At 35.6% G+C, this 23,244-nt stretch carries 19 protein-coding genes, 1 tRNA gene and 4 pseudogenes; 18 read left to right on the top strand and 6 right to left on the bottom strand.

The window, feature by feature from the left end:
* Positions 1 to 145: 145 nt before the first annotated feature.
* A tRNA-Arg gene (locus Q5W13_RS13895) sits at positions 146 to 219 on the bottom strand.
* 120 nt (positions 220 to 339) lie between these two features.
* Here Q5W13_RS13895 and Q5W13_RS13900 point away from each other — a divergent pair.
* Positions 340 to 852, top strand: coding sequence for an adenine phosphoribosyltransferase (locus Q5W13_RS13900; protein ID WP_304443411.1), 513 nt, complete (start codon positions 340 to 342; stop codon positions 850 to 852).
* Here the strand turns inward: Q5W13_RS13900 and Q5W13_RS13905 are convergent.
* Positions 849 to 1,001: an SsrA-binding protein gene (locus Q5W13_RS13905; RefSeq protein WP_155594468.1), complete on the bottom strand. Its 153-nt coding sequence runs from the start codon at positions 999 to 1,001 to the stop codon at positions 849 to 851. The genes Q5W13_RS13900 and Q5W13_RS13905 overlap by 4 nt on opposite strands.
* 570 nt (positions 1,002 to 1,571) lie before the next feature.
* On the opposite strand from Q5W13_RS13905, the pseudogene Q5W13_RS13910 reads away from it, so the two are divergent.
* The 4 genes and pseudogenes from Q5W13_RS13910 to Q5W13_RS13925 all read left to right on the top strand — a co-directional run bounded on the left by Q5W13_RS13910 (position 1,572) and on the right by Q5W13_RS13925 (position 5,686).
* Positions 1,572 to 2,509, top strand: a pseudogene (locus Q5W13_RS13910) (calcium/sodium antiporter).
* Between the two features lie 198 nt (positions 2,510 to 2,707).
* Positions 2,708 to 3,898 (top strand): M61 family metallopeptidase, encoded by a 1,191-nt coding sequence (locus tag Q5W13_RS13915; protein WP_304443412.1) that lies wholly within the window; start codon positions 2,708 to 2,710, stop codon positions 3,896 to 3,898.
* 239 nt (positions 3,899 to 4,137) lie between these two features.
* The gene (locus tag Q5W13_RS13920; protein ID WP_304443413.1) at positions 4,138 to 4,356 is read left to right on the top strand and encodes a hypothetical protein; all 219 of its coding nucleotides are present in this window, start codon (positions 4,138 to 4,140) and stop codon (positions 4,354 to 4,356) included.
* Between the two features lie 184 nt (positions 4,357 to 4,540).
* Positions 4,541 to 5,686: a glycerophosphodiester phosphodiesterase gene (locus Q5W13_RS13925; protein ID WP_304443414.1), complete on the top strand. Its 1,146-nt coding sequence runs from the start codon at positions 4,541 to 4,543 to the stop codon at positions 5,684 to 5,686.
* Between the two features lie 87 nt (positions 5,687 to 5,773).
* On the opposite strand, the gene Q5W13_RS13930 is transcribed toward Q5W13_RS13925, so the two are convergent.
* Positions 5,774 to 6,790 (bottom strand): glutamine synthetase beta-grasp domain-containing protein, encoded by a 1,017-nt coding sequence (locus tag Q5W13_RS13930; RefSeq protein WP_155594465.1) that lies wholly within the window; start codon positions 6,788 to 6,790, stop codon positions 5,774 to 5,776.
* 211 nt (positions 6,791 to 7,001) lie between these two features.
* Between Q5W13_RS13930 and Q5W13_RS13935 the strand changes: the two are divergent.
* The 9 genes and pseudogenes from Q5W13_RS13935 (at position 7,002) to Q5W13_RS13975 (ending at position 17,092) form a co-directional block, all read left to right on the top strand.
* A pseudogene (locus Q5W13_RS13935) lies at positions 7,002 to 9,187 on the top strand (glutamine synthetase III family protein).
* 390 nt (positions 9,188 to 9,577) lie between these two features.
* Entirely contained in the window at positions 9,578 to 10,168 is a 591-nt protein-coding gene (locus Q5W13_RS13940) for a transporter (protein WP_304443415.1), read from the top strand.
* 84 nt (positions 10,169 to 10,252) lie between these two features.
* On the top strand, positions 10,253 to 11,431 hold the full coding sequence (locus Q5W13_RS13945) for an AIR synthase related protein (RefSeq protein ID WP_304443416.1): 1,179 nt from the start codon (positions 10,253 to 10,255) through the stop codon (positions 11,429 to 11,431).
* Positions 11,432 to 11,482: 51 nt separating this feature from the next.
* Positions 11,483 to 11,935, top strand: coding sequence for a QcrA and Rieske domain-containing protein (locus Q5W13_RS13950; protein ID WP_304443417.1), 453 nt, complete (start codon positions 11,483 to 11,485; stop codon positions 11,933 to 11,935).
* A gap of 28 nt (positions 11,936 to 11,963) precedes the next feature.
* On the top strand, positions 11,964 to 12,395 hold the full coding sequence (locus Q5W13_RS13955; protein WP_304443418.1) for a thioredoxin family protein: 432 nt from the start codon (positions 11,964 to 11,966) through the stop codon (positions 12,393 to 12,395).
* Positions 12,396 to 12,549: 154 nt separating this feature from the next.
* The gene (locus Q5W13_RS13960; RefSeq protein WP_368662562.1) at positions 12,550 to 13,392 is read left to right on the top strand and encodes an FAD:protein FMN transferase; all 843 of its coding nucleotides are present in this window, start codon (positions 12,550 to 12,552) and stop codon (positions 13,390 to 13,392) included.
* 387 nt (positions 13,393 to 13,779) lie between these two features.
* Positions 13,780 to 14,856, top strand: coding sequence for a peptide chain release factor 1 (gene prfA / locus Q5W13_RS13965; RefSeq protein ID WP_304443419.1), 1,077 nt, complete (start codon positions 13,780 to 13,782; stop codon positions 14,854 to 14,856).
* Positions 14,857 to 14,898: 42 nt separating this feature from the next.
* Positions 14,899 to 15,710 (top strand): annotated as a pseudogene (pyrF, locus tag Q5W13_RS13970) (orotidine-5'-phosphate decarboxylase).
* 593 nt (positions 15,711 to 16,303) lie between these two features.
* Positions 16,304 to 17,092: pseudogene (locus tag Q5W13_RS13975) on the top strand (alpha/beta fold hydrolase).
* 266 nt (positions 17,093 to 17,358) lie between these two features.
* On the opposite strand, the gene Q5W13_RS13980 reads toward Q5W13_RS13975, so the two are convergent.
* The 3 genes from Q5W13_RS13980 to Q5W13_RS13990 all read right to left on the bottom strand — a co-directional run bounded on the left by Q5W13_RS13980 (position 17,359) and on the right by Q5W13_RS13990 (position 19,461).
* Positions 17,359 to 18,063: a DUF4197 domain-containing protein gene (locus tag Q5W13_RS13980; protein WP_155594456.1), complete on the bottom strand. Its 705-nt coding sequence runs from the start codon at positions 18,061 to 18,063 to the stop codon at positions 17,359 to 17,361.
* A gap of 104 nt (positions 18,064 to 18,167) precedes the next feature.
* Positions 18,168 to 19,019: a formyltetrahydrofolate deformylase gene (gene purU, locus Q5W13_RS13985; protein ID WP_304443420.1), complete on the bottom strand. Its 852-nt coding sequence runs from the start codon at positions 19,017 to 19,019 to the stop codon at positions 18,168 to 18,170.
* A 109-nt stretch (positions 19,020 to 19,128) separates the two neighbouring features.
* Complete coding sequence (locus Q5W13_RS13990) at positions 19,129 to 19,461, bottom strand: hypothetical protein (RefSeq protein ID WP_368662251.1); 333 nt, start codon at positions 19,459 to 19,461, stop codon at positions 19,129 to 19,131.
* A gap of 186 nt (positions 19,462 to 19,647) precedes the next feature.
* On the opposite strand from Q5W13_RS13990, the gene Q5W13_RS13995 reads away from it, so the two are divergent.
* The 4 genes from Q5W13_RS13995 to Q5W13_RS14010 all read left to right on the top strand — a co-directional run bounded on the left by Q5W13_RS13995 (position 19,648) and on the right by Q5W13_RS14010 (position 23,236).
* A complete protein-coding gene (locus Q5W13_RS13995; RefSeq protein ID WP_155594453.1) occupies positions 19,648 to 20,094 on the top strand; it encodes an Lrp/AsnC family transcriptional regulator in 447 nt (148 codons plus the stop codon).
* A 115-nt stretch (positions 20,095 to 20,209) separates the two neighbouring features.
* Entirely contained in the window at positions 20,210 to 20,926 is a 717-nt protein-coding gene (locus tag Q5W13_RS14000; RefSeq protein WP_304443421.1) for a choice-of-anchor L domain-containing protein, read from the top strand.
* Entirely contained in the window at positions 20,920 to 22,281 is a 1,362-nt protein-coding gene (locus Q5W13_RS14005) for a T9SS type B sorting domain-containing protein (protein WP_304443422.1), read from the top strand. The genes Q5W13_RS14000 and Q5W13_RS14005 overlap by 7 nt, the downstream gene beginning before the upstream one ends.
* 349 nt (positions 22,282 to 22,630) lie before the next feature.
* On the top strand, positions 22,631 to 23,236 hold the full coding sequence (locus Q5W13_RS14010) for a mechanosensitive ion channel family protein (RefSeq protein WP_304443423.1): 606 nt from the start codon (positions 22,631 to 22,633) through the stop codon (positions 23,234 to 23,236).
* Positions 23,237 to 23,244: the final 8 nt, after the last annotated feature.

The raw sequence follows: 23,244 nt of genomic DNA on the forward strand, positions 1-23,244 counted from the left end.
GTGCTCCGTCAATACAAAATATGCTTTTTTAAGGTGATATAGTCGGCGAAAATCAAGAAATTTACAAGTAGCCTATCTTAAAATAGTGAGATTTTATTAAAAAAAAGAAAGCAGCTACAAAAAATGTAACTGCTTCCTATTTAAGTGACCCTGACTGGATTCGAACCAGTAACCTTCTCATTCGTAGTGAGATGCGCTATCCAGTTGCGCCACAGGGCCAATAAAAGTATTCCTGTTAGGACTTTCCTTAACGGAAACTAGTTTTAGCTAGTTTTTTGCCTAACGGGGTGCAAATATATTTCTTTTTACATTTACGGCAAAATATAAGTTACTTATTAAATGAATTTAAAAGCGTTTGTTAGAGATATAGACAATTTTCCGCAAGAAGGTGTCATCTTTAAAGATATAACACCTCTGTTGGCAGATGCCAAAGCTATGCAGTATACACTAGATAGACTTCTTGAAATGGTGGGTGATGTTAAGATTGATAAAGTTGTGGGTATGGAAAGCCGCGGATTTTTTTTCGCGCCTTTATTAGCTCAGCGACTAAATGCCGGATTTATTCCTGTACGTAAGTATGGTAAGCTACCTGCTGAGAAAACTAGTCAGACCTATGATTTAGAGTATGGTACCGATACTTTAGAAATGCATAGCGATGCAATTTTAACCGGAGAAAAAATATTAGTGCATGATGATGTTCTTGCTACAGGTGGTACAGCAAAAGCTACGTGTGATTTAATCAAACGTTTGGGAGGGGAAATCGTTCAATGTAATTTTTTAATTGAACTAGATTTTTTAAAAGGAAGAAGTAAATTGGGTGAAACTGATGTAAAGGCACTTTTGAATTATTAATCCAAAGCGCGGGTAGTAACAAAATAACGCCAGCCAATTAAAGCCATCTGAAACTTTGATGCTTTAGAAAGGTCAAGCCTTTTTTTAGAAAAAGAAGGAAGAAGTAACTGGTTTACTTTGGCAAGAAATTTAAATACTAGTTTTTTCATCGGTTAGTTTTTCAAAGATGCTAACTTATTGAAAATAAAGTAAAAGACCGCTGTACGGCGGTCTTTTTATTATATAGGCCTATATGATTTAACTTACGTTACTATCGTGATCAGCGATACTAGGAGTAACAACAGAAGTTTAGCAAGTGTAATCATAATTAGGGATTTTTAAGGTTAATAGATAGTTGATAATAATCGATTATCCAATCAAGATAATTAAAAGAAATATTCATATCCAAGCGAATTGATGCGAATTAATCAATTATAATGCGATTTTATAATTGTATTAATGGTTTGTGTTTATAATTTAAAAATAGTTTCTTCAGTGTTGTTTTAAATTATTATTAAAAATGTTACATATGATTATAATATGTAACATCTGAAGGCATGTTTTGATACCCCTTCTCTTTTTTAAGTATAGTTTTGAGCCAGAATTGATGCTTTTGTTGTAAAACCATTTTCGATAGACTTTTTTTCAGGGTCTATTTTGCTTTGGCAACTAGGTAAAAAAGACATCTAAAAGTTAAAATGTTCATATATCTTTGTTTTTTAATTCCCTGAAACCAGTACATGCAGAATCTTCTTTTTATTGCGCTTGGCCTTATACTTTTAATAGCTGGAGGTAATTGGCTTTTAAAATCGGCCGTTGCTCTTTCTTTACGATTAAATATTCCAAAAATTGTTATTGGTATGACGGTGGTTTCTTTTGCTACCTCTGCTCCGGAGCTTATTGTAAGTATAAAAGCAGCTTTAGACGGTTTTCCGGATTTAGCGCTAGGTAATGTGGTTGGGTCTAATATTGCTAATCTAGGTTTGGTGTTAGGTATAACCATACTTATGGGGAGCATAGACGTAAGAAGAACTTTTTACACAACGGATTGGCCGGTTATGATGGCCGCTTCACTATTGTTTTTTGGTTTTATCTATTTTGATGGAGAATTGCAGCAGTATGAAGGTATTATTATGGTTGTAGTATTGTTCTTGTTCCTAGTCTATTTACTACGCTTTCAAAAACAGGCGGTAGAAGATGAGGCTCCAGAGGATGATGAACCTCTACCGCTATATAAGCTGGTGCTATTTTTAGGACTTGGTGGTACGGCACTTTGGGGAGGCTCAGAGTTGCTTATTAACGGTGCGGTAGGTTTGGCTACTTTATATGGTGTTAGTGAGCGTATAATTGCTGTGACAATTGTTTCTGTGGGTACTAGTATACCAGAATTGGCAGCTTCGGTTATTGCAGTTATCAAAAAAGAAAAAGCTATTTCTTTGGGGAACCTTATTGGGTCTAATATTTTTAACCTTTTGGCTGTACTTGGTATTACCTCTATTATAACGCCAATTAGAGTAATGGATGAAGGTTTGTTAAGTAGTGATATTTTTTGGATGTTAGGAATTTCCTTTCTTATACTTCCTCTGGTTTTTATTCCTAGAGGTTTGCCTTGGGGTGGCGAGATGGTATAATTTTGCTGGGAGTTTATATTGCGTTTGTCTACATCACTATCCAATAGTTTAATTGAATCTTCTGTGAGGTATTATCTTGTATTTTTCTTTTTTTTATGCTCCTTTTTTGGAATTTGTCAAAACACGACAATTGTTAAGTTTAAATTAAACGAAACAGGTTCAGACGAGTTAAGGGTTCGTGTGTATCCTCCTGATTTATTTAGTGGATTTGAATTTGTGGTACCACAAATTATTATGGAACTTATATGAAAGTGAATTATGCAAAATTTTATTCTGACTTTACGGCATATGATGTAAGGGGAGATATAATGAAGGTATCAAAATATGATAATGTTTTTAAAGTGCAAGGGGAGCGGCCATTACAGTTTTTGGAATATACGGTAAAACAATCATTAGGTAATAAAAAGGTATGGAATAATATTATACCATGCGCAGGTACGATAATAACAAAGAAAAGTGCGCTTTTAAACTTTCAGTTGGTCACGGGGTACTTTGAGGGTTATGAAAATTTACCATTTGAAGTCGAAGTGGTTCGTCCTAAAAGTTTTTTTGGAGCTACAGCTATTCAAAAAAAGATACTGAATGATACGACAGAAATTTTATCTACCTCTAATTATGGTTCATTAATAGATCAACCGGTTTTATATGCAGAGCCAGATACAACTTCTTTTAAAATTGATGAGCACAGTTTTAATATCGCTGTACATTCTGAAGATGGAAAAAATTCTGCATTAGAGCTAAAGTCAGGAATCAAAAAAATAGTAGAAAGCATTTCTGATTATTCGGGATTTACTTCAAATGAGGATTATACTTTTATTTTTTATTTTATTAAAGAACAGCGGTTAAAGGGTATTTTAAAAACTTTTGGTGTTGATGCTGCGCTTGAGCATACAAACAGTTCTGTGTACTGCGATTTAGACTATCCTTTACAGGATAATTTTTCATACTATAACCATGTTGTGCCACACGAATATTTTCACGCTATAACACCTTTAGGCATTCATGATGATAAAATCACCAACTTTAATTTTCGTAAGCCTGATATGTCAAAACATATTTGGATGTATGAGGGAATTACGGATTATTTTGCCTTTTTACTTAATGCCAAATACTTATCCAAAAACCCAAAGTATGATTTGCAATCAGCTATTGATTACTCCTTAACAAAGAAGAGGCAGAGCATGACGCAAAGTGGGCGGAATATTATAAGAAAAAACAATGTCATTAGTTGGTTAAATAAAATGCTCGATATTGAAAATTTTTATCAAAAAGGTAAGTTGATTGCTATGGGGCTTGATATAGCAATCATGGAAAATACTAATGGCAACAGGCGATTGATAGATGTATTTATTGAATTAAAGAATGAGTATGAAAACACTGCTTTTTTAGAGGATGATTTAAAGGATGTTTTAATTAGAACTGGTATTATGGTGTAGAGGATTTTTATAATAGATATATTGTAGGTACTGAAATACCGCCTTATAATGAATATCTCAATAATCTTGGATATGCATATTATCCTTCAAAATCAAAACTATCAAGTTATGGGGCATTTGATATTCGAAAAATTAAAAATGATACCAGTTATTACGTTACATGGGCTAAAAAAAATTCTCTAGGACTTAAAAAAGGAGACTCTATTTTAAAAATAAACCATATACCTACACATATATTTTTGTCAAGTGATACTGTTTATGAGGATGTGATATTGAATCCTGTCTTAACGGATACCTTGTCAATTACCTATAGGCGTAACGGGAGTGAGTTTAACGTGAAATCTAACCCTTCACTAGAAAAAAAACGAACTTCAAAAGTATTGGAGGTCACGAACGTTTCGGAAGAACAAAGAGCGTACAGAAATATGTTTTTTGGCTTAAATACAAAAACCAAATAAGAGGAAGAGAGCCTTTATTCTTTCAATTTTCTTTTATCTTAAATTAACTTGCAATCTAGTTGTATTTACATTCTCCTAAAGATTACATTATCTAATCGTATTAATATGGTAACTTTCTTTTACGCTTAGCTAATATTCGTTTTGTTGTTTTAGTGTTAACTTTAAAACCACTAAAATGAAAAGAATGAATTTTTTATCAATGGCAGGTTTCGCACTGTTAACAATGGGTGTCTCATGCGATAAATTAGATGATTTTATTGGAGGAGGGCATCAGGAAGAGCAGGTGCACGAACCATTGATAATTGCGCATAGAGGAGCGCAATCTATTTATCCAGAGCATACGTTAAAGGCGTATGCTAAGGCTATTGAAATGGGTGCGGACTATATTGAGCCAGACTTTGTAATGACAAAGGATAGCTTTTTGGTAGCAAGACATGAGCCTTTTATTTCTGGTACAACAAACGTTGCTGATTTACCTGAATTCGCCAGCCTTAAAACCACTAAAAATCTCGATGGAAAAGAAATAACGGACTGGTTTGTTTCTGATTTTACTTTAGAGCAAATCAAGAAATTGAAAGCCAAGCAGGCTCGTTCTGATCGTTCTAATCAGTTTGATGGAATGTTCGAGATTCCAACAATAGATGAAATCATTGTTTTGGCTAAATCAAAAAAAACCCTAAAAGGAAACGATGTTGGTCTTTACCCAGAAATGAAACATCCTTATTTTCATAACCAAATAGGTCTCGCTATTGAAGATGCCCTATTAGCTAAGTTATCAGAAGCAAAATTAGACTCGTATGATTCGCCTGTTTTTGTGCAGTGTTTTGAGGTTGCGCCTTTGCAATACATCAATTCAAAATCAGACGTTAAGTTGGTACAATTAATATCGACATATAACGTAAATACTGACGGTTCTTTAGATTATAATGTGCCTGAAGGTGATTTTATTTCATACGCAGCGCCTTTTGATTTTTATGCCAATGGAGATGCAAGATCTTACGAGTATTTTTCTACTGAAGAAGGTATGAATTTTGTATCATCTTACGCAGATGGTATTGGTCCTTGGAAACCTTTTATAATTTCGTTTACAACTGATGAAAGCGGAGCTATTTCTCTTTTACCAAAAACTAATTTTATTGAGCTGGCCCATAAATATGATTTGCAGGTACACCCATATACTTTTAGAAATGAAGATGAGAAGTGGAGTAGCGGAGATGCGGAAAGTGAGTACCATCTTTTCTTTGATGCGGGTGTAGACGGTGTTTTTACAGATTATACAGACGAAGCTGTAAATGCCATAAAAACTTGGGAAGGCCCAGATAAAAAGTAGATTGCTTATATAATTAGATATAAAAAAAACGCCCGAACCAATTGGTTCGGGCGTTTTACATTATGTTAACAACAAAAAATCTTATAATTAAATCTTAGCAGATTTAACTGTTTTGATAATTCTACCAGCAATCTTATATGGATCACCGTTAGAAGCAGGTCTTCTATCTTCTAACCAACCTTTCCAGCCTTGCTCTACTGTAATAATTGGAATACGTATAGAGGCACCTCTATCAGAAATACCAAAGCTAAAGTCAGTAATTGAAGCAGTTTCGTGAAGACCAGTCAAACGTTGGTCGTTAAATTCACCATAAACTGCAATGTGTTCTTTTACAACTGGGCGGAAAGCTTCACATATTTTCTCGTAAACTTCTTTAGAACCACAAGTTCTTAAAACCTCGTTAGAGAAGTTAGCGTGCATACCAGAACCGTTCCAGTCCATATCCTTACCTAATGGTTTTGGGTGGTATTCAATATAGTAACCATATTGTTCTGTTAATCTATCTAAAAGGTATCTAGCTACCCAGATTTCATCACCAGCTTTCTTAGCACCTTTAGCGAACAATTGAAATTCCCATTGTCCAGAAGCAACCTCTTGGTTAATTCCTTCAAAATTTAAGCCAGCATCAATACAAAGATCAGCGTGCCTTTCAACAAGTTCTCTACCGTGTGTGTGCAAACCACCTACAGAACAGTAGTACATTCCCTGTGGAGCAGGATATCCGCCAATAGGGAAACCTAAAGGAAGTTGTGTTTTTGTATCCATGATAAAGTACTCTTGTTCAAAACCGAACCAGAAATCATTATCATCATCATCAATACCAGCTCTACCGTTTGAAACATGTGGAGTACCATCAGCATTTAAGACTTCAGTCATTACTAAAAAGGCATCTCTACGTGCAGGATCTGGATATATAGCAACAGGTTTTAATAAACAGTCAGAAGACCCGCCTTCGGCTTGTCTTGTTGAGCTTCCATCAAAAGACCACATATCGCAATCCTCTAATTTTCCGCTAAAATCGTTTACAACTTTAGTTTTGCTACGCATGTTCTGTGTGGGGAAATATCCATCCAACCAGATGTACTCTAATTTAGTTTTGCTCATAATTACGGTAATTAATTTTAAATTTAAAGACGAACAAAAATATGTTTTTTACTGAATTATACTAATTTTTAGGGGGGTAAATATGAAAAAAATGAGTATAATTTAATATAGCCCTATTTTTAATGGGGTATTTTATGGTAAGTTGATTATTTTAAGTTTTTATTATTAAATCGTTAATCCTTATTTTAGCCGATAAAAATAAAGTAAAAGTATGTCTAGACAGCGATTTGATGCTATAGCCGAAAGTAGAAAGAGAGACCGTGTAAGTGTTGATGAACAGGGCCGTAGGTCAGAGCTTTTTGCGAACAATGTATTCAATAGTGAGCGCATGTTGCAATACCTCACCAAAGATGCTTTGGCAAGTGTGCAAAGCGCTATTTTTTCTGGATCAAAAATCGATAGAAAAATAGCAGATCAAGTAGCCGAAGCCATGAAATGTTGGGCTATAGAAATGGGTGCTACACATTATACACATTGGTTTCAGCCACTTACTGGGGCTACCGCGGAGAAGCATGACGCCTTTTTTGATTTAATGCCAGACGGTAGGGCTTTGGAGAAATTTGGAGGTGGACAATTGGTGCAACAAGAACCGGATGCTTCTAGTTTTCCCAGTGGAGGAATTCGTAATACATTTGAAGCAAGAGGATACACTGCATGGGATCCAACAAGTCCGGCTTTTGTATACGATACCACCTTGTGTATACCAACAATATTTGTTTCGTATACGGGAGAGGCCTTAGATAATAAAGCACCTTTATTGCGAGCTTTAGGAGCTGTTGATGAAGCTGCAACGGCCGTAGCTAGATATTTTGATAAAACAGTAGTAAAAGTAAATGCCACTTTAGGTTGGGAGCAAGAGTATTTTTTGGTAGATAAGGAGCTTGCTTTTTCTAGAATTGATATTAGTTTAACCGGGAGAACGTTGGTTGGGCATTCAGCGGCAAAAGGTCAACAGTTAGATGATCATTATTTTGGGGTAATTCCCTTACGTGCCATAAACTTCATGAAGGAGTTGGAGGTAGAGTGTATGCGCTTAGGTATTCCATTGAAAACAAGACATAATGAGGTTGCTCCTAATCAATTTGAATTGGCTCCTGTTTATGAAGAAGCAAATTTGGCGGTAGATCACAATTTACTTTTAATGGATGTTATGGACCGTATTGCTGATCGGCATCATCTTAAGGTTCTTTTTCATGAAAAACCATTTGCAGATATTAATGGCTCGGGTAAGCATAATAATTGGTCCTTAGCTACGGATACGGGTGTAAATTTATTGAGCCTGGTTCTACACCAATGAAGAATCTTCAGTTTTTGACGTTTTTTATAAATACAATAAAGGCTGTTGATACCTATGAAGAATTATTGCGATCGTCTATTGCATCAGCAGGTAATGATCATAGATTGGGCTCTAATGAAGCACCACCAGCCATTTTTTCCATATTTGTAGGTAAACAGTTAAGTAGTGTTTTAGATGAATTAGAAGGTGTGTCCAAAGGGAAACTGTCACCGGAAGAGAAAACAGAACTGAAACTAAATGTTGTTGGTAAAATCCCTGAAATTTTATTAGACAATACAGATCGTAATCGTACTTCTCCTTTTGCGTTTACTGGGAATAAATTTGAAATGCGAGGTGTTGGATCAAAGACCAACTGTGCAAAACCAATGACCATTCTAAATACAATTGTTGCGAAACAGCTGAAAGAGTTTAAAAAGGAGGTAGACGCGTTGGTAGATAAAAAGAGTCTTAAAAAAGATGAGGCTGTTTTTAATGTGCTACGTGAATATATCAAAACATCAAAACGTATTCGTTTTGATGGTGATGGATATAGCGATGAATGGGAGAAAGAAGCAAAACGAAGAAAATTAAGTAATAACAAAAATACGCCACAAGCTTTACAAGTTTTGACCTCAAAAGAGAGTCTAAACCTTTTTGAGTCTATGGGCGTTATGAGTGAAAAAGAGGTTGTAGCGAGACAAGAAGTTGAGCTGGAAGCCTATATTTTACATATCCAGATTGAGGGTAGAGTATTCAATGAATTAGTGTACAATCATATAATTCCTTCAGTAATAGAATACCAGAATATTTTGATTAAAAATGTTTTGGGCCTAAAAGAAATTTATGGTGCCGTACACAGAAAATTGACAGATGGCCAGTCGGGAATTATTGAGCAAATTGCTGAGCATGTCACAGAGCTTAAAAAGCAGACAGATGCTATGATTGATGCTAGAAGAAAAGCAAATAAGCTTACCGATACCCATAAAAAAGCATTTGCTTACTGTGATAATGTAAAACCATATTTTGATGAAATACGGATGCATTGCGATAAATTAGAAAGACTAGTAGATAACCGCTTTTGGCCATTAACTAAGTACCGCGAGTTGTTGTCTATTAAATAAGTGTAAACTAGGTGCTCTATCAGCTACGTTTTAGATAACAATTAGTTGAGAGGCGCAAATATTGGTCAAAGTGATGTAAGGCAGTGGTGAAAAGTTATACTAAGTAAAGAATATTATAAATATTCTCAATATGCATAGTACCTTAAAAAAATACCTTTTCACCCTGCTTTTTTTATTTTCTATTTCTCTTTTCTCTCAAGGAGCTTGGACGAAGGCAAAAAACGAAGCTTATGTCCAACTATCTTATTATAACATAGCCGGCTATTCAGGTATCTATGGAAATCCGGATTATAGAACCGAGCGTAAATAATAACAGATAATACTCTTCAACTTTTTGGTGAATACGGTATTTCCGATAAGACTACTGTTTTGTTAAGTCTGCCTTTAAAAATGATAAAAGCTGGCGATGTAGTATCATCTGCTAATGGTACGCCTATTACTTCAGATGGTTCTGAAACTGCTTTGGGTAATTTGGTAGTTGGTGTAAAACACCAACTTTATAATAATAAATGGGTGATTTCAGGTCAGCTTAATGTTGAGGCTAACACCGGAAACTATTTTGAGGCATCAGGACTTAGAAGTGGGTATGATACATTTACATTATCTCCGAAACTTAATATTGGTAGAGGTTATGATAACTTCTTTGTTCAAGCGTCTACAGGAGTAGATATCCGTTTTAACGGCTATAGTTCAAATTTTAGAGCTAGTGCTGAAGCAGGGGTAAAACCTATAAAACGACTTTGGTTAATTGGTTTTCTAGACTTTTCAACCTCTTTTGAAAATGGAGATGTTATACTTCCCGAAGCTAATTTGGCTACTGGATTGTATCTTAATGATCAGGAGTATGTTGCCTATGGTATAAAAGCCATAGTAGAAATTACAGAAAAATTTGGAGTGTTAGCTAACTATACTTCAGCAATTTCCGGAACCAATGTACCTAAAAGAGCGGTTATTGGTGGAGGTGTTTATCATAAATTCTAATCTGTTGAAGAACTTTTAGAAAGTTTTTTTCGTCAAGCTATGATTATTCGGTGAATACCTTATTTTTGCCCAAAAGCCACAATAATGAGTTCGTCTACTAGTGAAAGATATAGCCAAAGAGGTGTTTCAGCCTCAAAAGAAGATGTGCACAACGCCATAAAGAATATTGATAAGGGACTCTTTCCAAAAGCGTTCTGTAAGATTGTGCCAGATTATTTAACGAATGATGAGGATTATTGCTTGGTGATGCATGCAGATGGTGCCGGAACAAAATCTTCATTGGCTTATATGTACTGGAAAGAAACGGGAGATTTATCCGTTTGGAAAGGTATTGCTCAAGATGCACTTATTATGAATATAGATGATCTTATCTGTGTTGGTGCTACGGATAATATTATGCTTTCTTCTACTATAGGACGTAATAAGAACTTGATTCCCGGTGAAGTAATATCTGAAATCATTAATGGAACCGAAGAGCTAATCAAAGATTTGGCATCACATGGTTTAACAATCCGTTCTACAGGCGGCGAAACGGCAGATGTGGGAGATTTGGTACGTACTATTATTGTGGATTCTACAGTTACCGCTCGTTTAAAGAAGAAAGATGTTATAGATAACGCCAATATAAAAGCAGGAGATGTTATTGTTGGTTTGGCCTCATTTGGTCAAGCTACTTACGAAAAAGAATACAATGGAGGTATGGGTAGTAATGGACTTACCTCTGCCAGACATGATGTGTTCTCTAAATATCTTGCGGAGAAATATCCAGAGAGCTTTGATGCTTCCGTGCCAGATGATTTGGTTTATTCAGGTAATACAAAATTAACTGATAAGATTGATGATGTTCCTTTGGACGCTGGTAAATTGGTATTGTCGCCAACACGTACTTATGCGCCTATTGTAAAGAAAATACTTAATAAATATTCTTCTGAAGATATTCATGGTATGGTGCACTGTAGTGGTGGTGCGCAAACCAAAATTCTACATTTTGTAGATGAGCTTCACATTATAAAGGATAATCTTTTTCCTGTTCCACCGCTTTTTAAATTAATTCAAGAACAATCCGGTACAGACTGGAAAGAAATGTATCAGGTTTTTAACTGTGGCCATCGTCTTGAAATTTATACAAATGAAACTGTAGCCAAAGAACTTATTGCTATTTCAGAAAGTTTTGGCGTAGATGCTCAAATTGTGGGTAGGGTAGAAGCTAGTGCTTCTAAAAAACTAACAATTGAGAGCACTTATGGCAAGTTTGTTTATTAAAAGCATACGAATCGATTCAATACTTCGTTTTCTATAGTAAACCTCAGTACTATGGAAAGAAAACAGTTCTTAAAAACTTTAGGAGCCAGTGCGGCTTTTGCGCTCGCTTTTCCATGTTTGCATGGTTGTTCTAATGATAGCGAAGAAGATGAGAGTGCGGAAGGAAACACCCCCGTGCCTACCGGAATAGATTTTACCCTAGACTTAAGTGATCCCGAAAATGCAAAACTTGCTAATAATGGCGGATTTGTATTGAAAAATTTAGTGGTGGTAGCTAAAAACTTGGAAGGAGAATTTGTTGCAGCTAGCCAAGTTTGTAGCCATCAAGGTTATGACGAAGTGCGTTTTGTTGATTTGGATGGCGGTATATTTTATTGTGATGTACACGGGTCTCGTTTTGAGCAAAATGGCACGCCAATCAATAAAGTAGATGGAGCAACAGCAAAGACATTGAAGATTTTTAAAACTGAATTAACTGATAATATGTTGCGCATTTTTGAATAAATGGCACCGAATTTGTTTTAGCCTAGATATGAAGAAGATTATATTTTTATTTTGCATGATCGTTGTCACCTCTCTTTCTGCCCAGGATTGGCAGGAAAATTATGCAGAAGCTCAGGCTTTGGCAAAGAAGAACGATAAGAATTTACTATTGGTTTTTGCCGGGTCGGATTGGTGTGCCCCTTGTATAAGACTAGAAAAGACAATTTGGGAATCTGAAGAATTCAAGAAATTTGCTGAAGCCGATTTAATACTTTATCGAGCTGATTTTCCAAGAAAAAAAGCAAATAAACTTAGTGAAGAGCTAACCGCCCAAAATAACGGCTTAGCCGAAAAATATAACGCTCAGGGGCATTTTCCCTTAGTAGTTCTGTTGAATAAAGAGGCTGAGGTCTTAGGGGAGACAGGTTATCTCAAACTCTCTCCTAATGAATATATAACACATTTAAAATCTATGTTTTAGTGAGAATAGTATTTTACATACTTTCTTTTTTTTTTCTTATCCAGTGGTTTTGCCCATAAAAGAAACTGGTAACTGTACATAAGGCTATGGAGCTTATGGTACACGGTTTGATATTACCGTTGTATCCGGTAATGAAGATTTAGGGTATATAAATATTGAAGAGGCTACTGCGGAAATCCTTCGTATAGAAAATATGATTTCTGCATGGAACCCAGATTCCGAAACTTCATTGATAAATAAAAATGCTGGTATCAAGCCCGTAAAAGTAAGTATGGAGTTGTATATGCTTATTGAACGCGCCAAACAGATTTCTGAAATTACGGATGGTGCATTCGATATTTCTTTCGCTTCCATGGATAATATCTGGAAATTTGATGGTTCTATGAAGGAAATGCCTAGTCCTGACGATATTCGTGAGTCGATTAAAAACGTAGGTTACGAAAAAATTATTTTGAACCCTATAGAGAGAACAGTGTATTTGAGTCAAAAGGGCATGAAGATTTCTTTTGGAGCAATTGGTAAAGGCTATGCTGCGGATAAAGCTAAGGAGTTTCTTGTTTCTAAACAGGTTTTGGGTGGTATTATCAATGCCGCAGGAGATTTAACTACTTGGGGAACAAAAGCAACAGGAGAAAAATGGTTAATTGGTATAGCGAATCCATTAAGTGAAGAAAAGATTTTTTCTTGGTTACCAGTTGTAGAATCTTCAGTAGCAACCTCTGGAAATTCTGAAAAATACGTCACTTTTGATGGAGTTAAATACTCCCATATTTTAGATCCTAGAACTGGTTATCCTTCTACAGGAATTAATAGTGTTTCCGTTTTTGCAAAGAGCGCAGAACTTTGTGACGCTTTAGCAACAGCAGTATATATAATGGGCAAAGAAGATGGGTTGGCTCTGATAAATCAATTGGGCGTTACCGAAGTTATTTTGATTGATGCTGATAATAAGGTGTATAAGAGTAGTGGTATTTTATTGAGTGATGAACCTAAATAACCTCATTTTTTGAATAATTGCTTCATTAAGAAAGATACCCTTCATTCTTTAAATCTTTTTTGGAATTTATCGGTTTACAATATCCTTCTTTTAATTAAGCGAGTTATTTGTTTTCATGATTACTTTGTGAAAATAGTTTTTGGAGCAAATAAAAGGGGTTGAGATGATTTAATAGAAAACTAGCTAAATACTTCAGGTGTAGTAGATAGAATGAAGCATAAAATTAGGTAGATTGTTTCGTTTTCTATCTTTTTAAAAGTGATAGAGCTTTAAAACAGCACAGTAACTTACTAAGTCTACGGATAAAAAATGCTTTTTATCAAAACCAAGGTATATCAATAAATGTACAAATTTGTCGTAAATTCGCAACACAAGTGATGTAAGATAATGATAGATAAACTTAATATTGTTAAGCAGCGTTTTGATGAGGTTTCTGACCTTATTATTCAACCGGATATTATTTCGGACCAGAAACGCTATGTAGGATTGACCAAAGAATATTCCGATTTAAAGGAGCTTGTAGCTAAACGTGAGCAGTACTTAGAGCTCATGAGCAACATTGAAGAGGCGGAAGAAATTATAGCGGACGGTAGTGATGCAGAGATGGTAGAAATGGCCAAAATGCAGCTAGATGAAGCAAAAGGGGGTATACCTAAAATAGAAGAGGAAATTAAATTAATGCTCATACCTAAAGATCCTGAAGATGCCAAAGATGTGGTAGTTGAAATTAGGGCTGGAACTGGTGGAGATGAGGCTAGTATTTTTGCTGGGGATTTATTTCGTATGTATACCAAGTATTGCGAAGGCAGGGGTTGGAAAACTAATGTTATAGATTTAAGCGAAGGTACCAGTGGTGGTTATAAAGAAATTCAGTTTGAAGTAACTGGTAAGGACGTATATGGTACCCTTAAGTTTGAGGCCGGTGTGCACCGTGTGCAGCGTGTACCTCAGACAGAAACACAAGGAAGGGTACACACCAGTGCTGCAACCGTAATGGTACTTCCTGAAGCTGAAGATTTTGATGTTCAGATAGATCCAAAAGATGTTCGAATAGATTTTTTCTGTTCTTCAGGTCCTGGTGGTCAGTCCGTGAACACCACGTATTCTGCAGTGCGTTTAACACACATCCCTACGGGATTGGTTGCGCAATGTCAAGATCAAAAGTCACAGCATAAAAATAAGGATAAAGCCTTTAGGGTATTGCGCTCACGTCTGTATGATCAAGAACTTGCTAAAAAGCAAGAAGAAGATGCGGCAAAACGTAATTCTCAAGTAAGCAGTGGTGACCGTTCAGCTAAGATTAGAACGTACAATTATCCACAAGGTCGTGTAACGGATCACCGTATTGGGTTGACTCTTTACGATTTGCAAAATATTATTGATGGTGATATTCAAAGGATTATCGATGAGCTTAGCTTCGTGGAGAATACCGAAAAACTAAAAGAAGCTTCCGAGATTTTTTAATGTACCAATTTTTAAAAACTTAATTATAGCCGTAGCTCCTCTATGACTACTGAAGAACTTGTTGCCCAGATTAGAAAGAAAAAATCATTTCTATGTATTGGTCTTGATACCGATTTAGAAAAAATTCCGGCGCACCTTCTTGGTGAAGAAGATCCAATATTTGCTTTTAATAAAGCTATTATTGATGCTACCCATGATATATGTGTGTCGTACAAGCCTAATATAGCTTTCTATGAAGCGTATGGTATCAAAGGATGGCAGTCCTTAGAGAAGACTATAAAATACATTAACGCTAACTATCCAGAGCTATTTACAATAGCTGATGCTAAGCGAGGAGATATTGGTAATACTTCCACACGTTATGCAAAAGCGTTTTTCGAGGATTTAGAGTTTGATTCTGTTACCATAGCCCCGTATATGGGCAAAGATTCGGTTGAACCTTTTTTGGCTTTTAAAGATAAGCACACCATATTATTGGCATTAACATCTAATGTTGGTGCTTTTGACTTTCAAACAAAATTGATAGACGGAAAGGAATTGTACAAAACTGTACTGGAGACTTCAAAAACCTATGCTAATTCTGAAAATCTAATGTACGTAGTAGGTGCAACCAAGGCAGAGTACTTGAAGGATATTCGGAAAATTATTCCAAAAAGCTTTTTATTGGTGCTTAAGGTGTTGGAGCACAAGGAGGAAGTCTAAAGGAGGTTTGCGAAAACGGTATGAGTGAAAATGTAGGTCTTCTTATAAATTCTTCAAGAGGAATAATATATGCCTCAGCAGAAGCGGATTTTGCGGATGCAGCAAGGCTTAAAGCTTTGGAGCTACAACGTCAAATGGCCGAACTTTTATAATTTCCGAAGAAACTACTTCATCATATTTTCTAGAACTCTTTGAATCTTCTCGGCTTTTTGCTCGAAAAATTCAACCAATTTAGCATCAGTGTACTTCATGTCACTGGCTTTGTTCAAAAAGGTCTGATACTGATACTCTAAAAGCGAAATCACGTTTCTGTTTGATGTGATTGGAGTAACTGTTCCTACTTTGCAATACTGATTTTCCATAATTATAAATGCTTTACTACAAATATACGGACGGAATCCAACTTTGGATCTCGATATTCGCTGTAGATAGCAAAAATTAAGTTGAATTGATGATTTATTAACAGTAACCAAATACAAAGCTTGCGAATCTCGTTTAAGACTTGTTAATAACTCTTTTTTTCTTGCAGTTCTGTCAAATCGTTTTTAGTTAAAATGATAAGAAATCAATAATCTCTTTCAGGGCACATAGGGAGTTGTGGGGCAGATTCTTAGTATTCTTCAGTTTTTATTGAATTTTTCGTTGTCTAACATCTTTGTGGATTATATTTTTTGGTCAAGGCAATAATGGATCAAAAGATTTAATACATTGCAAGATTCCCAAATGGGAGAAAATAATAGAACACTTGCTGAATTACGTTACATATCTAAATCAAGAATCAGATTCTTGGGTCACCTTCGTTCATGGAGCCGGAGGAAGTTCTTCTATTTGGTTTAAACAATTAAGGGAGTTTAAGAAACACTTTAATATTTTATTACTAGATCTTAGAGGTCATGGTGATTCGCAATAAGGCTTAAAAGACGCCTTTGACGATAAATATACTTTTGACTATATCACAGAAGATATCTTAGAGGTTTTGGATTATCTTAAAATTCAAAAATCTCATTTTATAGGTATTTCCTTAGGTACTGTACTTATAAGGAATTTGGCTGAAAAATATCCTGGCCGCGTGGAGAGCATGGTATTGGGCGGTGCTATTATTAGGTTGGATATGCGCTTTAGGATTTTAATGGGCTTTGGTGGTCTTTTTAAATCACTTGTTCCTTATATCTGGCTTTACAAGCTTTTTACTTTTGCGATAATGCCAGATGGCAATCACAAAGAGTCTAGATTGCTTTTTGTTCGTGAAGCAAAACGAATGTATCAAAAGGAATTTGTGAGATGGTACAAAATGGGCTCGCAAATAAATAGACTCTTACGCTTTTTTAGAGCAGGTGATATTAATATTCCTACACTATATGTTATGGGTGGTGAAGATTATCTTTTTCTTCCTTCTGTAAAGAAAATGGTTCAGAAACAATCACAATCTAGTTTGTTGACTATTGAGCATTGTGGTCATGTAGTTAATGTAGAGCAGCCTCAACTATTCAATCGGTTTGTTATAGATTTTGTGGCTGACGTAGATAGAGGATAATAAACTTCAAGTAAATACCGTGAGGAATCTTCTCCTTTCGAAATCAGAGTTTATCAGTATTTCAAAAAAAGAACATAAAAAAACCGGTGCTCCCACCGGTTTTAAACTAACTAACTCAAAAATTACTAACTCAAAAAATTCAGTATCACAATCTCTAATTTAAAATGATCAACAAGGTCTTAGAGATTGGTAGTTGTTAAAGACTACTTATGAATTTAACGGGTTAATTTTCAAGTTATTGTAAGGTTAATACAAAATATTTATTTTTAATCCTGTAAGCTAAAAACACGTCTTAAAAGATCAGTTGTTCTAGAGCTTGCGTCGTTTCTTATTTCTTTTTCTTCAACGGCAATCATCGTGAAAACACCATTAAGTGCTTCTTGAGTTACGTAGTCCGTCAAGTCTGGGTTAACCTTCTTCGTAAGCGGTATATTATTGTATTTTGTAATAAGGTTGCTCCAAATTTTATCGGCTCCTACTTTGCTAAAAGAATTCTTGATAACCGGATTGAATTTAGCGTAAAGTTGCGTTTGTGTAGCTGAAGTCAAATATTGAGTAGCAGCGTTGTCGCTTCCTAATAAAATATTCTTGGCATCACTAAATGTAATTCCCTTTACTGCATCAACAAAAATAGGAGTAGCTTCACCAACAGCATCTTCAGCGGCTCTGTTCAATACCTTAAGACCTTCATCGGCTAAACTACCAAGTCCAATGTCACGAAGAGTTTTATCTACTTTTTGAAGTTCTTCAGGGAGAAGTATTTTTACGGCTTCATTTTTTAGAAAACCATCTTCTTTGGTCAGTTTGCTTACTTGACTTTGAATGCCTTTATCTAGCGCTTCTCTAAGTCCCGCAGCAATTTGGTCATTGCCTAGGGCAACGCTTCCTTGCGGTAATTGATTTACGACCTGTTGAAGTTCGTGACATGAATTTAAGCTCAATGCAAGAAATAATATAACCAGTTTTTTCATAACTTTTTTAAAATTTAATATTGAGAAAAAAGAGCAGCTTATTAGGTACAGGTATTCTCTGTAACTAAGAACCTTGAACACTTCTTTCTATGTCTTAGGATATACTACGAAAAAATTACTGTCTTATTGTTGTAGACCATAGTCTTTCTAAGAATATGTAGCTTAACTGCTCTTGAAAGCACAATTTTCTCTAAATCACGACCTTTAGCAATAAAATCTTTTATACTATGGGCATGCGTTACCGTAGTAACATCTTGCTCTATAATAGGCCCTGCATCCAGTTCTTCGGTCACATAGTGACTTGTGGCTCCAATAATCTTTACACCACGTTTAAAAGCCGCGTGATAAGGTTTGGCGCCTGCAAATGCCGGTAAAAATGAGTGGTGAATATTTATAATACGATTGGGAAAGTTGCTTATGATTTTTGGACTTACAATTTGCATGTAGCGAGCTAAAACAATAAAATCGACTTCATATTCCTTTAAGAGTTCTAATTGTTTCGTTTCAGCTTCCGCTTTGGTATCTTTTGTTACCGGTATGTGATAATATGGAATGTTAAATTGGTCGGCAATGGGTTTAAGGTCCGGGTGGTTACTGATAATGAAAGGAATATCAACTTCAAGCTCACTAGAGTTAAATCTACTTAAAAGGTCGTATAAACAATGGTTGTATTTAGATACAAAAAGTGCCATCTTGGGTTTTACGCCCGCCTCGTGCATACTCCATTGCATGTTGTATCTATCGGCAAGTTCTCTCTGAAATTCTTGCTTGAATGTCTCAGTGGGAAAATTTGAATCTTCAAAATCACTATCCAAACGCATGAAAAATACGTTGGTTTCTTTGTCTACATGCTGGTCAAGATAAATGATGTTCCCTTTATGTTGATGTATAAAGTTAGTGGTAACACTTATGATTCCCGCTTGATCGGGGCAATGAATAAGAATAGTTGTTTTCAAAATCGATAATTTAAAATCCAAAATTAGAACTTTAAACTAACAATTTTAGTATATCGTAAATTTAAAACAAAATGAAGAGGAGGCTGTTTAATTTAAACTACTGGTGCCCTCAGTCAGGGAAAGAATTTCGCCATTTCTTAAAAGAACGTCTAAAGATTTTTATTTCTTTTCTCAGAAGGTTCAGGTATTCTTTTTCTTTTACCCCATCATTTTCTAAGCCGTTACAGTAGGAATTAATATTACGAATCATAATATTAATGAAGCTCGCACTTTTCATCCGCTCTAAATGACACCCACTAATTTCTGCGGAAGCAATCTTTTTAGGAATAAGAATAGCGTCCGTTAATAAAGAATTTGCAATAGTATCTCTATGGCTATTAGATTGATAGAGATTCATAAGGTCTTTGTTCAAAGAAACGTACGAAGCAATCTCCCTACTCATATGGCAGAGCTCTAAAGCTTTTTTGTAGACCGGTAAGGCCCGAAGATTATCGTAAGACATTTTTCTATTACTAAGAATTAGGATTATTAAAGTTACGGCCAGTTTCCAAGTTTTACCTTTAGAATCGAAAGTGATTTTATATATTAGCTATGGATAACAAGCTATTTATTAATTTTAGGCTCGAAAATGAATATAGACGATTTAAACTGGAAAATACTCAAACTTCTTCAGGCAAATGCTCGCGAAACCTATGTGGATATTGGTAGGCAGGTAGGGCTTACCGCACCTGCTGTTGCGGAACGTATAAAGAAGATGGAAGACTTGGGTATCATAGAAGGTTACAATACAAAAGTTTCGCATGCTAAAACAGGACATCATCTTAAAGCTATTATAACTTTGAGAGCTTTTATGGGTAAACTAAAACCTTTTTTAGAGACCGTAAAAACGTATAAAGAGGTGGTGAATTGTTATCGTATCACTGGGAATGAGAATATTGTTATGGAGGTTGTATTAAAAGACCAGTTTCATTTGGAACGATTTATAGATAAACTAATTCAGTATGGTGAGACGCGTACCCACATTATACTATCTAACGTAGTATCAAGTGCACCAATAGGAAAGAATCCCTTTTAGAAAGGAGTTATAGGTCAAATAATTCCGTTGCCCGAAATTTTTAAATAAGTGCTAAGAACCTGTAAAGAGTTTCTTATATTTAACTTTCAGGCTTTCTGGAATCATGCTATTGAAAATGAAAATATTAGGTTTTTTAGTACTATTACTGTCGTCTATTGGGCTCAGGGCTCAGATAAACGTTGATGTCACCACTTATTCGGTAGAAGAGTTGGTGAAGGACATTCTAATAAATAGTAATTGCGCAGAAACTGGCAATTATACTTCAAAGACCGGTAGCGCAGAAGGTGTGAACGGTATTGGTTATTTTGATGCTAATAGTTCTGACTTTCCTTTTGAAGAGGGTATTGTTCTAAGTACAGGTAGGGCTAAACTGGCTGAGGGACCTAACGATGATATTCACAATTCAGGAAGTGATGAATGGCTTGGTGATGCCGATTTGAAGTCCATTACGGGGTCAGATTTGCTATTCAACGCATCTTATATTCAATTTGACTTTGTTCCCCAAACCAATAGTATCAGTTTCAATTTCTTGTTTGCATCAGAAGAATATCAGGAAAATTACCAATGTACTTTTGGGGATGTTTTTGCATTTATATTAACCGATTCAAAAGGTGTTTCCACAAACTTGGCTGTAATTCCTAATAACAAATTGCCTGTTAGTGTTACGACTATTAGGCCCGGAGTGACAGGGGAGTGCAATAGTAAAAATCTTTCTTATTTTGATAAGATTAACGGAGATGATTCGGCAATATCTTTTCATGGTCAAACTGTTAGTATGACAGCGGAATCTTTAGTGGTGCTTAAGGCGATTCATATACTATTAAGTTGGTAATAGCGGATAATCGTGATTCTCAAGTAGACTCTGCAGTTTTTTTAGAAGCAGGAAGTTTTTCTTTAGGGTATGATTTAGGAGATGATAGAACTGTGGCTAGCGGAAACCCTGCATGTGTTAATGAAACCATAGCTTTGGATGCTACTGTTGTAGGTGTTGATGATTATGTCTGGTTTAAAGATGATGTTGAAATTGCAGCTTGGTCAGGACTGTCTACGGTAGATGTTACTGAGGGCGGCGAATACCGTGTAGAACTCGTTTTTTCTGAATCTTGCGTTGCTACTGGAACTTTAGAAGCAGATTTTATTCCCGTTCCTGTTAATATTGAGGAGCCAGATTCTTTAATTTTTTGTAATGTAGACGGCGGTGATGGTAAGATAGTGGATCTTACGGTTAATGATAAACCAATACTTGGTGCACAGGACTCACAAATCTATCAGGTTACATATTACTTATCGTTAGAAGATGCCGAGGCTTTTCAAAATGCAATTGAAACTCCCGAAGCGTATGAGATAACAAATGCATCAGAGACTATTTTTACTAGAATATCATCTGGAAATAGTTGTTATAAAACCTCTTCTTTTGAGGTAGAGTTATTAGGGGTAGATTTTGAGTCAGGATTAGAGGAGGAGTATATTCTTTGTTTGGATTCTAATGGAGGTACAATAGACCCGTTACCAGTTTTAAATACAGAACTGTTAACTTCAGAATATGGTTTTACATGGTATAAGGACAGTATTTCTCCGGAAAACTTAATAACGGGAGCAACAGATGCTTTTTATACAGCAAATGAAGAAGGTACTTATGTAGTCAATCTTCTAAATAAAGAATTGGGTTGTCAATTTTCGTTGTCTACACAAGTAGTTACTTCCCCACAGGCAGAAGTTTTTGAAGTAGTGTTTGTTTCCGACCCTTTTACGGATAATAATACCATAGATATTATGGCCGAGGGAGATGGCAGTTATCTCTATAGTGTTGACGATTCAGATTTTTCTTCAGGAAATAGATTTGAAAATCTAACAGCAGGAGAGCATACGGCTTTTGTAACGGATATTCATAACTGTAGTACACTCTCAAAAGAATTTACAGTAGTAGATTTTCCACGGTTTTTTACACCTAATGGTGATGGAGATAATGAAAGATGGTCTATAGTTGGTTTTGCAGGTATGGAGGATCCTAATGTAAGTATCTATAACCAATATGGAATGTTATTATTTCAGTTAAGCGGAAATGATAGTTGGGACGGTACTTTTAATGGAAAAATAGTTCCGTCAAACGATTATTGGTTTAGGGTAGAATACACCAAAGACGGGGAACGAAAGGAATTTAAGAGCCATTTTTCCTTAAAAAGATAGTAGCCCTCTATCTTCTTTAGAAACATCAAACTTTATTTTTAGTGTTATTTATTAAGTTTTACAATGTAAAATGTATAAAAAACACAAACTTTCTGTAGGAGAATGCTCGCTAATCATTAATTTTAATTCATGGACTTGGAAAAAATTAATGAGTACGCCCAGATTGCTACCGACAAGGTAATTTTTTACGTACCGCGAATTTTCTTGGCGGGACTTATTTTTATGGGTTGGCTTTAAGGTTGTCAAAAAAATAGTTGAACTTGTAGGTAAAGCCTTAGAAAAGACTGGGTTTTCAGAAACCTTACGCCCTTTTTTATCATCTATAGTAGGGGTGCTTCTAAAAGGTACTGTGCTATTTGTTATAGCCACCGTGCTTGGTGCAGATCTAACAGGTTTGTTTGCAATACTTGCCGCAGCTGCTTTTGCAGTAGGTATGGCTTTGCAGGGGAGTTTAGGAAATTTTGCCTCAGGTATTTTGATTTTAACACTCAAACCTTTTAAAGTAGCAGATTGGATTCAGGTAGAAGACAAGTTTGGTAGGGTGGTTGAAATTGGTATTTTTAGTACAGATGTACTTACTCCTGGTAATAAAATATTAATTATTCCCAACTCAATGATAACAGAATCTGTAGTAACGAACTACTCAGAAAAAGGGATGATCAGGTTGGAATTGGAGGTTACCATGCCTTATGAAGAAAGTTTTCCAAAAGTAAGACAGGTTTTAGAGGAAGCTCTAAAAGAGGTTTCAAAAATACTTCCTGAGCCTGTGCCGGAAATTGGTATTGTAGATTTTGACTCCCATAATGTACAATTAATTGTACGACCATATGTGTTGCCCGATGATTTTTGGGAGGTTACTTTTAGCGCTAACAAGGCTATAAAAAAGGCCTTTAGTGCACATGATATTAAAGTGGCTTACTCAGAAGGTGTTGAAATAGGTAAAATAGGAGAGTAGTCTTGTCT

The sequence above is a fragment of the Zobellia laminariae genome (genome assembly GCF_030553095.1).
GTDB classification, from domain to species: domain Bacteria; phylum Bacteroidota; class Bacteroidia; order Flavobacteriales; family Flavobacteriaceae; genus Zobellia; species Zobellia laminariae.